This is a genomic window from Cardiobacteriaceae bacterium TAE3-ERU3, from assembly GCA_019218315.1.
Classification (GTDB): Bacteria; Pseudomonadota; Gammaproteobacteria; order Cardiobacteriales; family Cardiobacteriaceae; genus JAHUUI01.
The window spans coordinates 167,422-183,675 of the sequence record JAHUUI010000001.1; the positions used below are offsets into that span (position 1 = coordinate 167,422).

Sequence of the window (16,254 nt, forward strand, 5' to 3'; positions counted from 1 at the left end):
CGCCATATATGCGTTTGAATATTGGAGGAGCAATGTCTGGTCTACTCATTATTGGCAGCAGCAATCTTGATCATTGCTTGAATGTAGCGCGCTTCCCGACACCCGGTGAAACGCTTAACAGTAAGCAGTACTTCCAAGCATACGGCGGTAAAGGAGCAAATCAAGCGGTTGCAGCAGCACGTCTTGGCGCTAACACTACGTTTATCAGTACACTTGGGAATGATGCTGCGGGCAACGCCATGCGCCAATACTTTATTGAGCAGGGCATCAATGTTCAGCATATCCAACTAATTAATGGCAAAGCCACCGGGCTTGCGATGATCCTGATTGACCAACACGGAGAAAACCAAATTGTATTGCACGATGGTGCCAATGCTGCACTGGATAGCGCATTTATTGAGCAATACGCTACAGCAGCAATTAAAGAATGCGACGCTCTGCTTCTGCAACTCGAAACACCACTAGACGGTATTATTCAAGCAGCAACGATTGCTGCACAGCACGATCGCCGAACGTATCTCAATCCAGCACCTTATTGCGACTTGCCTGACACCCTGCTTTCCCTCATTGATACCATCACGCCAAATGAGACCGAAGCCACCGAACTCACCGGCATCAAGCCAGACACTGCTGAAAACATGCAAGCAGCTTGTGATTTCTTGCACGAAAAGGGTATTAGAGAGGTACTCATCACACTAGGCAGCAAAGGCATTTACCTCAGCAATGAGCAAACTCGACAGCACTATCCAGGATTTGACGTCAAAGCAGTGGACACCACCGCCGCTGGCGATACATTCAACGGCGCTTACTTCGCGGCACAATTAAATGGCTTATCTACACAAGCAGCGATTGCCTATGCTCAAGCTGCCGCTGCACTGGCTATTCAGCAAGCTGGCGCGCAATCATCTATCCCCAGCCAACAAGCCGTACAGGATTTCCTCGACGCACAAGCCTAAACGCGCAGCGTCAAGCGCGCACGATCCCCCGGTGCAAGGCGGTTTTTACACACAACTTGCACCGTCTGCTCCGGCAATGCCACATGATAAATTGAGAAATCGCCGAGGAATTGCGCGCGTTCAATCAGTGCATTACCCTTCTCGGTATCAGCCGCAAGCAACAGCTGATGAGGGCGAAGAAAGACATCTGCACTTCGCTCATCTTCGTACTGCACCATAATTTCTGCGAGCTTATTGGACGGCAAAATACCTGCGCCACACTGCCATTCATCACCATTTTTCCGAAAACGTACAACAGAACCATGCCCGAGAAAAGCGGCAATTTGCTCATCAGCCGGATGGTCATATAACTCACGTGGTGATGCAATTTGCGCAATAATGCCATCACCCATAACAGCGACCTGATCAGCCAAAGCAAATGCTTCTGCTTTATTATGCGTGACGAAAACGGCGCTCATACCATGGCGACGGAAAAGCTGCTTCATTTCACTCATCAGCTGCTCGCGCACTTCATTATCAAGGTTGGAAAAGGGCTCATCAAGCAACATTAAATGCGGCTCACGCGCCATTGCTCGCGCAATCGCGACACGCTGCTGTTGCCCGCCCGATAATGCATGCGGATAACGCGCAGCATAGTCGGCCAGCCGCACCATATCCAACATCGCAAGCACTCGCTCTTGGCGCTTGTGTTTATCTATATTATGTAAACCAAAAGCGACGTTCTCCGCGACAGTCATGTGTGGAAACAAGGCATAATCCTGAAAAATCATACCAACCTGACGTCCCTGTGGTGCAATCATGGTATCCGCACTACTCATCAGCTGTTCGTTGAGATAGATTTCTCCCTGAGTAACGGGCAACAGGCCTGCAATTGCTTTCAAAATTGTACTTTTGCCACAACCTGATGGGCCAAGCAATGAGAGGATTTCACCTTTTGGAATAATAAAACTGCAGCCTCGTACGACTTCACGCTGCGCATACGCAATACTGACGTTATCTAATTCAAGCCATTTCATCATCGTTTATCCATTGAATAGGTTAACAACAGCACGGCCGGCAAACCAGCAACCACCATCAGCAAAGCAGGCAATGCGGCGACTTCAAACATTTCCGAGGTCATATATTCATATATATAAGTAGAGAGCATCTGCACATTAAACGGTCGCAATAGTAGTGCTGCTGAAAGCTCCTTCATCGACTCAAGGAAGACCAATAGAAAGGCTGTCAGTAAGCTGTTGCGCAATAGCGGCAGCCAAATCAGGCGAGAAGTCTCACTGTACGAATACCCATTGAGGTAAGCACTTTCATCAAAACTTGTCGGCACTTTAGCCATACCTGTCTCAACCGCCCCAATCGCGACTGCCGAAAAACGGCACACAAATGCCAACGTCATAGCAAATAAAGTACCACTGAGTAACAACCCAACATTGCCATAGCCAATGCTGCGCGTCACAGCATTCAGGCTATGATCTACGCTGGTCGTCACAATCAGCACACCGATTGCCAAAACAGTCCCGGGAATAGCATAACCAAGGGAAGCAATACGCAACGTCCATTGCCCTTTTCTGCTGCGCACTCGCGCATAGCAATGCAGCAAAAAAGCAACCAAGGCCGCCATTAATGCCGCAGAGAAAGATACTGTAAGCGTTTGAATAGTCATTCGCCCAAATGCAGGCCAGTCTGTGTCAGTGAAATAACGTACTGCTCTACTCAAAAGCCAACCAGCCGGCAATAAAAAGCCAAAACCAAGAATCAACATACACCAGCCGGTAGCAAGCCACGCCTTGATACCCGATAGTGGCACACGCAGCATTGGCGTATGGCGGTCACTATAGAGGCGCATATTACGCCGCCCACGTCGCTCAAGAGTGATCAACACGACAATAAACAGCAAAAGCAAGCACGACAACTTAGCCGCAGCCGATAAATCGGACAGCTGCAGCCACGTATCATAAATGGCAGTCGTGATATGCCATACAGAAAAATACGCCACAGTGCCGTAGTCAGCCAAGGTTTCCATACCAACCAACGTGCAGCCCACAGCGATTGCCGGACGTGCCAGTGGTAATACCACTTTAATAAATATCTGCCATTCACTGCGACCAAGTAAGCGCGCCGCATGAATCAATGATTGGGACTGCTCAGAAAAATTCAGCGATACCAACCAATAAACATAAGGTGAAAATACCAGTGACAAAACAAAAATCGCACCGCCCATGGTTCGCATATCAACGAACCAATAATCTTGCTGACTTTGCCAGCCAAACCAATCACGTAAAGCAATCTGAACCGGCCCTGCATAGTCGAGTAAATCTGTGTAAACGAAAGCCACCAAATAAGCTGGCATAGCAATTGGCAGCAATAATGCCCAGCGGAAAATGCGCCGTGCAGGAAAATCATAGCGGGTCACTAACCACGCTGAAGGTACACCCCAAACCACAGCCATCGCGCACACGCCGACCAATAGCACCAAGCTATTGCGCACGTAATGCATCAGGACCGTATCGTAGAGATGACGAAAGTTATCAGAAGAATCAGAGATTGCCACCCAAAACAGGGCAACAATTGGCAGGAACAGAAAAATGGCCGACCCCCACGCTAATGGGGGCCAGCTCTTGGATAAGCCTACAAAAGGCTGAGATGTCTTAGAGGTCGAATTGAACTTCATCGACAAGCTTCAGCGCTTCCTGATAGTGGCTAGCAACTTTAGTGATGTCAACTTCGTCTTTCTTGAAATCACCCCATGAAGCGACCAGCTCAGAAGGCTGAACGTTAGGGTTGACTGGGTATTCAAAGTTATCTTCAGCGTACATGTGCTGAGCTTGATCACCTGTCAGGAAGTCGATCAGCTGCATTGCTTCTTCTTTGTTTGGCGCATATTTAGCCAACGCAACACCAGAAACGTTCATGTGCGTGCCATAGGTTTCCTGATCCGGGAAGTTGATTACAGCAGACTCAGCCCACTGCTTCTGCTCAGGCTCTTTTTCATTGGTCAACATCTTACCGTAGTAGTAAGAATTGCCGAGTGAATAGTCACAAACGCCTTCCATAATCGCTTTCACTTGAACACGGTCATTACCTTGTGGTTTACGTGCCAAATTGGCTTTGACGCCTTGCAACCATTCTTTAGCTGCTTCTGCACCTTCGTGCTCAATGATGGAGGCAACCAAAGATACGTTGTAAGGGTGCTTGCCAGAACGCGTACAAATCTTACCTTTGTACTCATCTTTGGCGAGATCAAGGTATGTGAAGCTGTCTGGCAACTTGCCAACGCGCTCTTTAGAAGAGTAAACAGCACGTGCACGCTGAGTCAAAGCGACCCACTCATTGCCACGCATGTTCGCAGGAATATTTGCATCAACTACTTCAGATTCGATTGGCTGAGTCAAGCCTTCATTAACCAGCTCTTCCAAGCGGCTGATATCTACAGTCAGGACGATATCCGCTGGGCTATGCTCACCTTCTTGTTTAATACGCTCAGCAAGACCGTCTTTAACGTAGATTGTATTTACTTTGATACCAGTTTCTTTGGTGAAAGCTTCAAGCATTGGCTTGATCAAGAACTCTTGACGATAAGAGTAAACATTTACATCAGCCAAAGCTGAACCAGTGGTCGCTGCGGCAAGTACTGCTGCTAAGATACGCATTTTCATACATTTTCCTTGTGTTGGTTAATTCGCACAGCGAATCTTATTCACTTTAAGAATCATTGTCAACACTATTAATTTCTATGCGTTTCACCTTATGCATTCAGAGGTTCTATCATCGCCTCCGAAAACCTTCTTTACTTCGGAGTCTTTGCTATAATCGGCTGCCACAGCAGGAAAACTTGGGGCTCCATAATTTCCACTAGATATATATTTAGCATATTGATCTCCAGATGAACTAAAGATAAATGCCCCACATTTAGATGACTTCTTTTGAGCTGATCCAGTTGGGTATGCAACTAAAATGTAGCGAGATAAATCATCTGCAGGGACACTTACATCAAACTCATAGTTATGCCCACAATCATCACAAAGTGTTTTGATGGGAAGGTCATTCTTGACAATTTTGTTCGCTGCATCACCACGGATTTTCGTATACCCCAAAAAACGCATGTTCATTCGTTCCATAAACAGCACATTTTCTCGTAGTGCGTTGGTTGCTCTATTCTCCCAACTACGGACAACATAGCGCTGATAACTCGGCATAGCTATCGCGGCTAAAATACCCATAATAGCAAGAACAATCATAAGCTCTATGAGCGTGAAACCACTATTATTTCTCGACATTAATATTTTCCTCTTGCAAAATCTGCTTCCACGAGCGTAAGTGATTTTCAAAACAACCACGTAACGCCAAAGTATTACCTTCTGCATCAGTTGCAGTTGGGAAAATTATCTGTTTCTCGACCTCACAGATGACATCCTTGGACTTAAATTGCTCATTATTCTGATTATCATAATTTACTTCTGTCTTTTTAAGTGTCGCAAGCCCCCCCCCTAAAGAAGCATACCCACCTTTTAACTGTACTGATGCTGCATTGACAGTGGCATTTTGCCCGCTAGGACCATTTTTTCCTACAGTAACTTGATCACTAGCGTCTGTCTGACCATCACCAGTTAAATCAAAAGGCGATTTAGTCAAGTATTTTCCAGTGAATCTATCAAGCATATAGAAGCGAGCGATCCCTGTCTCGCCCCCCTGCACTTGAATTTCAGTGCCACCACAACTACTTTGCTTCCTAACTCTTTGCCCTTGTCTTGGGCTAAATGAAATGAAGTAAAGCTCATCATCAATAATTATTGACTGATTGACAACGCGCTCTCTGTAACCATTTTTAGAATGAGAGTTTCCATCAGGATCAGAAACAGTATAGTTCTCCTTCGGAAAATCCAGCACCCATCCAAAATAATTACCTGACTGTCGGCCTCTTAAATCAATATTTGCATAATCTATCCGAGAGAAATCAGAGTTTATTCCATTATCTGTACTTTTCGCATCCCTAATGCCACGAATTTCACCAAAATTAGTGACCAGTTTTTTACGCTCTGAATCATTATCAATATTAGGATTCTCTATATTAAATGCTTCCTTAGCAAAAAGATTTGCACGCTTCAATGGTAATGATGTACTTCCAGTAGTTCCATTCGCCATAGAAGTCATAAATCTAAAATTATCCATTACAACATAAAATGACTGTGGATCAGAATTCAGCGCATCGTCTGTAGAAAATAGCTTACCAGTTCCAAAATAAAGCATAACGCCTTCACCATCAGGACTATCCGCAATAGTTATTTGCGAAGTAATTGGCTGTGCTTTACCATTCACATCCTCAGCTGTAAACAAAGGCGTAGCTTTTGGGATAGCTGCATATGCAGCATCCATAGCTATTTGTGCAGATGCGAGCTCTTGCTCAAGTAATTGTTTTTCTTTTTCAAGGGCTTCTTTTTGAGCCTGTGTTTTAGCGTCTGCTATTTTTAAGCTAATAGCAAATACAGACTCTTGTGCCAATATAAATTCATCTCGCTTTCGATAGAAGTTAGTTAATTTATCTGTATATACCTGATCCTGATAAGACAAAGTAATTTTTTGATCTTTCCATCCGCCAAGATCAAACTTCCAAACATTGCCCTGCAAATCTCCAGCGTAAACGAAATCTGCACCTCCATCAAAATCTACATCTTGCACAGTCAAAGGACCTAAACCGTTGCCTTCTCCTTTTGGCGCAATAGCTTTCGTGTCAACTTGCGAAATCACCCGACCAGTTTCTGCATCAAGTACAAGCAGTGATGCTGAGTTACTACTACTGTTGTAACCATTTGCAATCAACACCACCCACTTTCCATCACTCTTTTCTGGCGTAGAAGTATCCGCTAGCCATACGATCCGTGGTTTGGACATAACATTACCGAGCATTAATGGTAAATCTTCCCCGGTCTTTTCCCAACGAATTAATTCTTGGGGCTTATTTAAGCTATTTTTGTTCAAATCGAAAGCAAATACTGATTCACCACCGGCCCCCATGCTACCGACAGCCAAAGTATGCCAACTGCCATCAGTAAATTGGATGTCTTTCACATCGAATTGCCCACCAACCAAAGTACCACCTTTATATCCAGGTCTAGTGGTAGCTGCTAATTTGGTGAAGGCGCCACGAGGTATATACTGAAAAATAGCATCACCAGTATTACCATTCAATGCGTAGACTTTTCCATCATCACTTCCAAAGAGAACTAATGGTTGCCGGCCACCAGAATAAGTATAGGTAGGGTTATGTTTATCATCTCCAAACTTCCCTGTAACTTCGGCCGTTAAAAAGTTTTTATACCCTTTACTGTTATAGAGCGGATGAAAATTACTTAGTGTTCCTCGATTACCAACAAAAACAGGAGGGCTATAAATAACTTCACCAATAAATCCCGGTACGCTAGATGAAGAACTCTTCTCGCCAAGTTTCCCACGTACACGATAAATAGCTGGATCCAACGTATTGGCAGTTACGGTCTTATCCGGCGTATCTCCAGCTATATCATTATTACTACGGACAAACTTACCACGGATATAATCAACCCTACCTTTCCCGATTCCTTCACCATCTCCATCCTTAAGGGCTTGCTGCTGACCTACGTCAAGATTTTCCCACAAAAATTCTACCGCTTGCTTATTCGCAGACCCGCTTGATGCAAGTGTATATATCTTATTACTAACATCTGCATAGCCTTTGTTGCCATTTTTGGAAAGAAGATCATATCTTTTTTGTGCAGCATTCCACTCAGGATTTTTTTTAGTTGCCCCGCTACAATCAGATTTAGTAAGCCCTTTGGCAGTTGTACTGATCTTTTGGGTGGAATTCGTACATAACTGATAGCCTTCAATATCACCCGTGTGCTTTGAAACATCCACCACAGCAGAATACATCATTGCCCCACCAACTTGAGTACTGGTAATATTAGTATTACTAACCGTTCCAGATATTTTACTTTTCAGTGGCAAAACTGATGCAGCCTTAATCCGAGCAGCTATACGATCTATAACCTTCTGAAACGATGCAGGATCATCAACAGGTAATGCTTCACCTCGACCCATTTTTGCTGCTTTAGCAAAATCTCTTTCTACGCTATTAACCGACCCACTTCGAATAGTTCCATCTTCGACGGCTCTAAAATAGCCTTCAATATTATCTTCATTAGCTAAGTCTGGATATTTTTTATTATACTTGTCTCGTAAACCTTTCCAAGCCGGAAGCCCATCAATTAGACCAATAGAATAAAAGGTTAAATGTTGCCAAGTGGCTGGATCATTCTTCCTGTCCCACATAATAGGGATTTCGGCACCATTTTTCCCTTGGGCACGCGGTATTGGATCCCCATTTTCATCGCGATAAGCGTATTGGTCTGTTTCATTTCCATGAGCATCTTTAATTTTCTCAGCATTCCAAAAAGGTGCAACATCATTTTCCAAATCAGGCCGCAAGTCAGTAACCCAACCATAGAATGCAAAATCAGAAAGCTTTATCCCATATGCTCTATATTTTCCATTTCCTCTAGAATACCTGAAATCATCAGAATAATTATAGCCATACTCCAAGTCTGCCGGGTCATATTCAGTGAATGTTTTATTGTGAATCAATAAAGGTGCACCAAGCTTACGCTTTTTATCTGAAAATTGAGGGGTGTTATTCTGATTATGAGCATCTCGCCCATTATCAATCACGTCCCCATCCACACCTTGAAAACTTGTATAGGCCCCTCCATTATAACCACCATCCGCGATTACAATCGCAAAGTTAGGGCGACAGCTCTTTATGTTACTTCCATCTCTTGCTTTTATTGGATAACCATAATCTTCATTCTTAACAGAAACAAACTCATCTGCAAAAAAATCCAGCTCTTTGCCTAATGGAGATGTTGCCGCTGAGTAGTGAGGCCGGTATTGACCATTAACATTATGGATTACCGATTGAATTAACTCTACCACTGCCTCAGTCAGTGGTGTCCCTCCTGACGGGTGCAACTTAGAAACCCATGAATAAAACTGCTGAGCATAATCATCTGAAAAATCGCGAGGAATTAAATTCAATCGATTTCTTTGGTTTTTAGTCAATGGAGGGTACAAACTATAACCGGGATAGTCATGCTCGTAAGCACTTTGAAGCGATGGATACCCCCCATTCCATTGTGGATTATTTATAGAAGAAAAGCCTAACCTAACCTGCCCTTCGAGCTGCTTTAACCCATTAATGAGGCCTGCAGCAACAACTTGCATTCTGTTAAACCCACCAGGGTCTGTGAAAGTTTTCCCATTAACAGTTAATGATTTTGCACTATTAACTCTCCTTCCCATACTGCCTGAGTTATCCACCACAACAAAAATATTTGGCTTAATCGGCTCAGGAGTCGTATCGTTAATAAATTCACCACCGCCAGTAACAGGAGGATACCGATCAATTTTTACTACCGCGTCTGCTGCAAGCGCATGTTCTATGCTCCATAGCACTAAAACACCTATAACAGCCTGGCTGATTTTATTTCTTAACATATTTCCCCCTACAAAGATCCAATGCAATCTTTAAATATACTGAACACCGGTAACACCTTGCACAATGTTACGCCCCGTCAAAAATCCTTTTCCCAAAATAGTAATGCGGTAAAAGTAAGCACCACGCATACTATCTATATCCGTTACTGTCTGTGATTTTGTTATAAATTCAATAAAGATTTTTGGCTGCTTTTCGATATCTGCTCCAAAAATACCCTCACACGATAAATCTACGCTACTATTATTTCTCTTCAACCAAATACTTAGCTCTGGACACGTCAATGCCTTACTACTTTTCCCATCCCATGGGAAATCTGGCTGCCCGTAAAGTGGCTCATTAATACCACTCTTTACAGTTGCGCCAACAGTTTTAGCAGCCAGTTCAGGGGTTGTCCAAATTACAGTTTCTTGATAGTCAGGTTCTTTACTAATTGCGATACCCGGCGGTAAAGCAACCTGTTCCAAAGCAAAACGGACGCGCCCTAACATAGCTTCAGCCTGATCAAATGCCTCAACTTGTTGTGCCTGAGACAAACCAATAACCATATTATTTTTCGAACGATTCACGCCTACTATAACGAGAATTGACATAATAATCAGGATCATCAATACAACGAATAGAATAGCACCAGTTTGTTTTTGTTTTGATCTATACATTTTATTCTCCATTAATTCCGTGGATCAATGACACGAACGAATGGACGCCGACCATTATCATCAGCCATTATTAAAGTTATTTTTACTGGTAAATTTTTATTCCAATTATTTACCATATTACGCTCATCTGTTGTATGCCAAGCAGTCTCTCCGCTAACGGGATCTTCATATAGATACTCTATATTCATGCTTGCAACTCCATCGATTAGTTCATTTGTTGCATTATTTGTATCATCAGCTAACAAATCTTTCTCATACAACGCCAATCCGTCGCTACCTTTAGCCACAAAATATATTTTAGAAGCCAATCCAGATACTAGCCCAACCTGACCTGTATGGTAATGCTTATGCATAAATTGAGCACTACCACCACGTTTGTTATTTGGAGCAGGCAATATATTCTTACTCAGTTTATCGCTAGACAATACTGGGTAATATACTATCTCTGTATAGTCACAATCTGACACCATCAACCATTGATTTTCACCAGCCACTGACTTTTTGTCACCTGAAGTCGAGCCAGAAACTCCCTTAGTTTCCTTTGTTTTTATAATTGTTGACAATGGACTAGATAAAACCAAATCATGAAAGCGACTAGTCGACATCTCCTCTTGCATCGAACGGTTTTCTTTAGTAGGGATATCTCCTCCTCCCAGTGGATTCGGGCCGCTAACATCCAAGATTTGGAGTGTTGTAGGCAGAGAATATGTCATCAATAATGCTTCAGATCCATTTGGTAACTCTAGCGATGTATTTAAGTCATTATCAGTCATATTTGCAAAAGAACGCAGCCTCATGTCACTATACGTCCTATTATTTTCCAATAATGGTAATTTGCTATACAAATTCTTATCTACCGCGTCAAAACTGGGATTCATTAGCAACTTTTCCCCCACAGGCTTGACACAAAGCCCTGCACCAGACATACGAATTTGCCGCGATAGCTCATTCAACGCAAAATTTGCTTTATCCTGAGTACTACTCAAAATATTTTGCTCTCTATTACTTGAGTAGAAACCAGAATACAAATTCATAATTGCAATCATAATTACACTACTTACTAGCAAGGCAATCAATATTTCAATTAAAGAAAGGCCTTTATAAGAGTTCATTTTTTTCATTAGAATATCCTCGTAACTTCTACTGTATCGATATTCCATTTTGTCGCGAGTGGATCAAGATTTGCACAATCATTTTTACTGAAAGGCATAGTTTGATTATTGTCACCATCATTATCCACACTACCTCTTCCTGCACTGAACCACCACAATTTCACATTCATTGTGATAGAATTGCCAGCTACGGTAGTTGTATCTCCATTGATACAAACAAGACTACTGCCGGCATTTGGCAACGCATCTATCAGTAAGTTGTTAATCATTTTTGCTCGCCAATCACACTTAGCACCCTGTAAGTCACACTCTCCAGATACCAAATTTATCACCCAGCCTTTTTTATTAGCATCCGCTGATATAAGGTCCATAATAGAAAGTGCTATAGCATTATGTTCAGTCTTTGTGTAAGAAGCTATAACGCCTCGATCTGCACGTACTTGCAAAAAAACCAAAGGCAGAACCGCAACTCCGACGATTAGCATCGCAACAATAACTTCTAGCATTGCCATACCTTTATTTTTTAATGCATAAATTGACAGCCCCTTATTTAGCCTATTTTTTAGGCAAATTTTATTTGCATTCATTATAGACAATCCTACCTAATTTATTTATTTTAAAGCATATTTTATAGCCATTCTCTGACTTATCCGCTATCGTAATACTAGGAGGAACCCCTGTAGAAAATAGAACCTTAGACCCACCACCTAGATAACTTATATATTTTATCGGTTTACCATTACCTATCGGACGTATTGTTACAGCACTATCATCTATATCGAAATAAGAGATGAAATCTTTGGCCTCAAAAGTAGCATCACCACTAGAATCTACAAAAGCTACGATCCCATTTCCCCATTTACCTGCTTCACCACAAGAGTCACGTTCATTTTTTTTTGCTGGGCAAATCGTCACACGTATATTACGCTCGATTGCTGTAATGCGCGCCATATTAAGTGCATTCTCAAAACTTGCCACCACTTTCTGTACATTTGCACGCTGAATGCTCCTTTGAAAGGAAGGGTAAGCCATAGCAGATAAAATACCGATCAAAACCAGCACCACCATAGCCTCCAAGAGGGTAAATCCTTTTTTATATTTCACAATTTTATGCCTTAAACACTTCAGCTTTAAATATATAAGCAATAAATGTGCCAAGCAATCAAGAGTACACGTCCGGCTCCATTTAAAATGGCTAATATTTTTGAAAGAAAATTTTCACTGCTACAATATAAAGTTTTGAAAACAATGGATACCCATGAAAAAACAAACATTTGCAGTTATTGCAGCCATGGAACAAGAAATCAAATTACTACAATCAACTCTTAAATGTACCAAAATCCATAATATTGCAGGCATAAACATACACGTTGGCGGTGTGGGAAGCAGAGAAGTACTTTTGATGCAATGTGGTATTGGTAAGGTCAATGCCGCAATTGGCACAACGCTACTGCTTGATCGCTTTGGTGTAAGTGCAATAATCAATACCGGTTCAGCTGGCGCACTAGCCGATCAACTCAATGTTGGCGATGTTGTGATTGCTGAGACCCTTTTGCATCATGATGTAGACGTGACAGCTTTTGGCTATGAAGCAGGACAAATGGCGCAAATGCCAGCACGCTATACCAGCGATACTGGCTTAGTTGCAGCTGCCATGGAAGCGGCGGTTAGCTTTCCGAGCGCAGCGATTAATCGCGGGCTAGTTGTCAGTGGTGATCAATTTGTTCATAGCCAAACCGAGAGAAGCAATATCACGAACATATTTCCAGACGCAATGGCTGTTGAAATGGAAGCAGCTGCGATTGCACAAGTTTGCTATCGCTTTGAGGTGCCGTTTGTGGTCATTCGCGCCATTTCAGATAAAGCCAATGGTGAAGCAGAGACCTCTTTTGATCAGTTTCTAGCTACGGCGGCCAATCATTCAGCACAGATGGTACAAAGCTTACTGAAAAATATTCCTTAATATAGCCACATAACCTTGGCTAGTGCTATAGCCTTGCCAAGGTTTCTCTACTTAGTTCGAAAGAAAAGGCGTTACTTATGAACTTTATGAGATACCAGTTATTTACTCACATAATCAATTAGGTATTACCCCCCTTCATCCGTACTATCCTAGTCTTGCAATTTAACCTAACTACCATCTTGAATATCCAACGCATAGTGCGGCAATGGGTAGCCAATATTCTTCTGATTTAGTGCATTTTTGGCTTGCTCAAGCAGCTCCATTTTCAGGAAAGGGTAGCGCCCAATCTCGTCTTCAGGCAACCATATCCGCATCCAAAATTGCAGAGCATTATTTTGTATTTCGTGTACAACAATCATTGGTGCCGGGCGTGCTAATACAGCATCGTGGCTTTCAACAACACCAAGCAAGATTTCACGCACCTGCGCGATATCAGCATGATACGGTGTCGCTATTTCAATATCGATACGCAAAGGCCCACCATGAGATAGGTTGGTCACAACCGAGCCAGCCAAGTCTTTATTTGGTATCGAGACATACTCATTACTACGAGTACGGATGCGCGTTGTACGTAAAGTAAGGCCTTTTACTCGCCCTTCATGGTCATTGGTTCGTATCCAATCTCCTATTTTAAATGGCCGGTCTATCAGCAATGTAATACCGCTGATAAAATTAGCAAGGATATCCTGCGCAGCAAAACCAACAGCCAAACCAAGGACCCCCAAGCCACCGAGAATAGGCAAAAGGTTTACTCCAAACTGCCTGAAGATTAGATAAATACCAACCAAAAGCAAAAGAATACGTACGATATTTTTCATTAACAAAGTCAGGCTTTCATCAAGCTCTCTACGCCGCGCTTGCACTCGAATGAAGTAATGCACGCTTGCCCAAGTAACAAGCAAGATCAGCAACAAAATGTAAGCACGCACAATTGCGCCTATATAGCCTTCAATAAAAGGCATAAAAGCCAATATCGTCACGGCACAAACCATTAGCCACGTCAGCCGAACAAGAAGTTTTACCACTTGCTTGGCGACTTTACGTTTATCACGATCATTAATCACGCGCTTCATGACTGCATTCAAGCCATGGCGAATAACCCAAAAGACGACTGAGTACACAAGTACCAGAATGACAGATGCAATCATAAAAGGCAGATAGGACCAAAAATGATCAATTAACGGCTGTATCTGCTCGGACCATAAGCGGTTAAGCGTATCAATACCAAGGATCTGATCTACATCAGTAAAATCAATCTCTCTAACGACACTTTCGGCGCTGGTTGTGCTGTTATCCAAGTCAGCAGAGACTTCCTGCATTTGCACACCAGCATCAGTTGCACTACCGGGAGCGGCATCTACTTGATTATTTTCTGTGGATGCTTGAGGAACCAAACTACCAGCCATAACCTACCTCTATCGTTTTTAATACCTTAATCTCTGATCTATTATTCAGGATTCATGCTTCGCATTTCGGCCTAACCAGGTCATCACCAAAACTAAAGCAATACCGGCACCAATCAAAAGTAAGCCTAGGCCGACATACTCAGATGCATCAGCCCACGGTGCAAGATGGGCACCATTCACTTGCCATGGCCAGATTTTATACAGCGAACCGGCGACGAACCCGGTAAGTAATGCCATCATCGCACCATAATAATGCGCAAACAGCCATTTGAGTACATGGGTAAAGGTCAGTAAGCCGACAACTGCACCAGCACCAGTCACAGCAAGAACAGCTAGATCAAATTCATGCACCGCAGCAAGCACCTGATGATAAGCACCCAACAGCAGTAGAATAAAAGCACCGGAAATACCAGGCAGAATCATGGCACAAATAGCCAATGCACCGGCAAAGAACATAAACCAGAGACCATGCGAACCTTGCAAGCCCGGAGCTATCGAAATCAGCACTGTGGCAATAATACCGATGATCAGCAATATATACGATGCGATATTCCAACGCGGCACTTCTCGCAATAGAATGACGACGCTCGCAGCCACCAAGCCAAAGAAGAAACTGCCAATCAGCACCGGCTGGTTCTCAAGCAGATATTTCAGAATACCGGCCAAAGTGACGACGCTGGTCAAAATACCGGCAAATAACGTCACAAGAAATGTGCCATCAATCCTGCGCCATACACCTGCCATACCCTGCTCACGCCACACACGCAATAAATCAGGGCCGATTGAGCCAAGTGCATTAATCAAGCGAGTATAGACGCCAGTAATAAACGCAATGGTACCACCCGAGACCCCCGGCACGACATCAGCCGCGCCCATCGCCATACCTTTAAAGAAAACCATCGCATATGCCTGCCAATTTTTTATCATGCTTTTTCCCTGCATTGATTGTGCTAAGATTCGGCATTTTAGACTAAAGCAAAATCATGAGTGACTTTAATAATATTGAGCAGATAAATGGCGCAGAAATAATTGAAGAGCATCAATTTCCGCTCTATGAGTTAACTGGCCTTTTCCAGCGCTTACGCGTTGCTGAAAAAGGCATCACAGTAGAAAGTATTGTTGTCAATCTGGCTGAAGCCAAAGGCAAGAGTGATGAAGAAATACTCAATCTCGTTGCCGCATCAGGCTACGTCAAGGAAGACAGCGACATCACCTTCCGCAGCTCAACCGGACACGGGTATTTTTATACTTATTTCAATTTTGTTGAATCCACAGAACATTCTGACTAACACAAGCAGCAAGATAATCGTAGAGCGGCTACGACAACGTAGCCCGCCAAGCGGCCAGCAAGCATAAAGTACTCAAGGTATCCAAAGTACAACTCGCAGCGCTGTTAGCTCAGAAAATATACCTTAAAAATAGAGCTTTCCAAATTGAATTCAGTAACTGCGGTAGATGCCATCCACATGTTCTTTACCCCCTTGCGAGTACAAATGTACTTTGGATGAGTGCGGTCTGGACTCTTCTGAATTTGCTAAGTATGAACCACTATTACTCAAAACGCCCCAAATAAACGGCTGACGCTCGGCTATATGTATTCAGCAAAAACAAATCCACCTGTAAAAATCAGCAGGAGC

General features: G+C 43.1%; 13 protein-coding genes and 1 pseudogene. 3 read left to right on the forward strand and 11 right to left on the reverse strand.

Going from position 1 to position 16,254, the window contains the following annotated elements:
* The first annotated feature begins 32 nt into the window (after positions 1 to 32).
* Positions 33 to 956: a ribokinase gene (gene rbsK / locus KRX19_00710; protein MBV7433536.1), complete on the forward strand. Its 924-nt coding sequence runs from the start codon at positions 33 to 35 to the stop codon at positions 954 to 956.
* Here rbsK and KRX19_00715 read toward each other — a convergent pair.
* The 9 genes and pseudogenes from KRX19_00715 to KRX19_00755 all read right to left on the reverse strand — a co-directional run bounded on the left by KRX19_00715 (position 953) and on the right by KRX19_00755 (position 12,352).
* A complete protein-coding gene (locus KRX19_00715) occupies positions 953 to 1,975 on the reverse strand; it encodes an ABC transporter ATP-binding protein (protein ID MBV7433537.1) in 1,023 nt (340 codons plus the stop codon). The two genes, rbsK and KRX19_00715, sit on opposite strands and share 4 nt — an antisense overlap.
* Positions 1,972 to 3,504: an iron ABC transporter permease gene (locus KRX19_00720; protein ID MBV7433538.1), complete on the reverse strand. Its 1,533-nt coding sequence runs from the start codon at positions 3,502 to 3,504 to the stop codon at positions 1,972 to 1,974. Before KRX19_00720 ends, KRX19_00715 begins: the two co-directional genes overlap by 4 nt.
* Positions 3,505 to 3,601: 97 nt before the next feature.
* Entirely contained in the window at positions 3,602 to 4,609 is a 1,008-nt protein-coding gene (locus KRX19_00725) for a Fe(3+) ABC transporter substrate-binding protein (protein ID MBV7433539.1), read from the reverse strand.
* Positions 4,610 to 5,116: 507 nt separating this feature from the next.
* A pseudogene (locus KRX19_00730) lies at positions 5,117 to 5,230 on the reverse strand (prepilin-type N-terminal cleavage/methylation domain-containing protein).
* Positions 5,217 to 9,479: a hypothetical protein gene (locus KRX19_00735; GenBank protein MBV7433540.1), complete on the reverse strand. Its 4,263-nt coding sequence runs from the start codon at positions 9,477 to 9,479 to the stop codon at positions 5,217 to 5,219. The pseudogene KRX19_00730 and the gene KRX19_00735 overlap by 14 nt, the downstream one beginning before the upstream one ends.
* A 30-nt stretch (positions 9,480 to 9,509) precedes the next feature.
* Complete coding sequence (locus KRX19_00740; protein MBV7433541.1) at positions 9,510 to 10,136, reverse strand: pilus assembly PilX N-terminal domain-containing protein; 627 nt, start codon at positions 10,134 to 10,136, stop codon at positions 9,510 to 9,512.
* An 11-nt stretch (positions 10,137 to 10,147) separates the two neighbouring features.
* Positions 10,148 to 11,257 carry a prepilin-type N-terminal cleavage/methylation domain-containing protein gene (locus tag KRX19_00745; GenBank protein MBV7433542.1) on the reverse strand — a complete coding sequence of 370 codons (1,110 nt, stop codon included), beginning with the start codon at positions 11,255 to 11,257 and terminating at the stop codon, positions 10,148 to 10,150.
* Positions 11,257 to 11,835 (reverse strand): prepilin-type N-terminal cleavage/methylation domain-containing protein, encoded by a 579-nt coding sequence (locus tag KRX19_00750; GenBank protein MBV7433543.1) that lies wholly within the window; start codon positions 11,833 to 11,835, stop codon positions 11,257 to 11,259. The genes KRX19_00745 and KRX19_00750 overlap by 1 nt, the downstream gene beginning before the upstream one ends.
* On the reverse strand, positions 11,822 to 12,352 hold the full coding sequence (locus tag KRX19_00755; GenBank protein MBV7433544.1) for a GspH/FimT family pseudopilin: 531 nt from the start codon (positions 12,350 to 12,352) through the stop codon (positions 11,822 to 11,824). Before KRX19_00755 ends, KRX19_00750 begins: the two co-directional genes overlap by 14 nt.
* Positions 12,353 to 12,506: 154 nt before the next feature.
* Between KRX19_00755 and KRX19_00760 the strand changes: the two genes are divergently transcribed.
* Positions 12,507 to 13,211: a 5'-methylthioadenosine/adenosylhomocysteine nucleosidase gene (locus tag KRX19_00760; protein MBV7433545.1), complete on the forward strand. Its 705-nt coding sequence runs from the start codon at positions 12,507 to 12,509 to the stop codon at positions 13,209 to 13,211.
* A 167-nt stretch (positions 13,212 to 13,378) separates the two neighbouring features.
* Here the strand turns inward: KRX19_00760 and KRX19_00765 are convergent, their stop codons facing one another.
* Both KRX19_00765 and KRX19_00770 read right to left on the reverse strand, forming a co-directional pair.
* Positions 13,379 to 14,617 (reverse strand): mechanosensitive ion channel family protein, encoded by a 1,239-nt coding sequence (locus KRX19_00765; protein ID MBV7433546.1) that lies wholly within the window; start codon positions 14,615 to 14,617, stop codon positions 13,379 to 13,381.
* Between the two features lie 45 nt (positions 14,618 to 14,662).
* Positions 14,663 to 15,544 carry a DUF368 domain-containing protein gene (locus tag KRX19_00770; protein MBV7433547.1) on the reverse strand — a complete coding sequence of 294 codons (882 nt, stop codon included), beginning with the start codon at positions 15,542 to 15,544 and terminating at the stop codon, positions 14,663 to 14,665.
* Between the two features lie 56 nt (positions 15,545 to 15,600).
* Here KRX19_00770 and KRX19_00775 point away from each other — a divergent pair, with 56 nt between their 5' ends.
* Positions 15,601 to 15,906 (forward strand): hypothetical protein, encoded by a 306-nt coding sequence (locus KRX19_00775; GenBank protein MBV7433548.1) that lies wholly within the window; start codon positions 15,601 to 15,603, stop codon positions 15,904 to 15,906.
* The last annotated feature ends 348 nt before the right edge of the window (positions 15,907 to 16,254 follow it).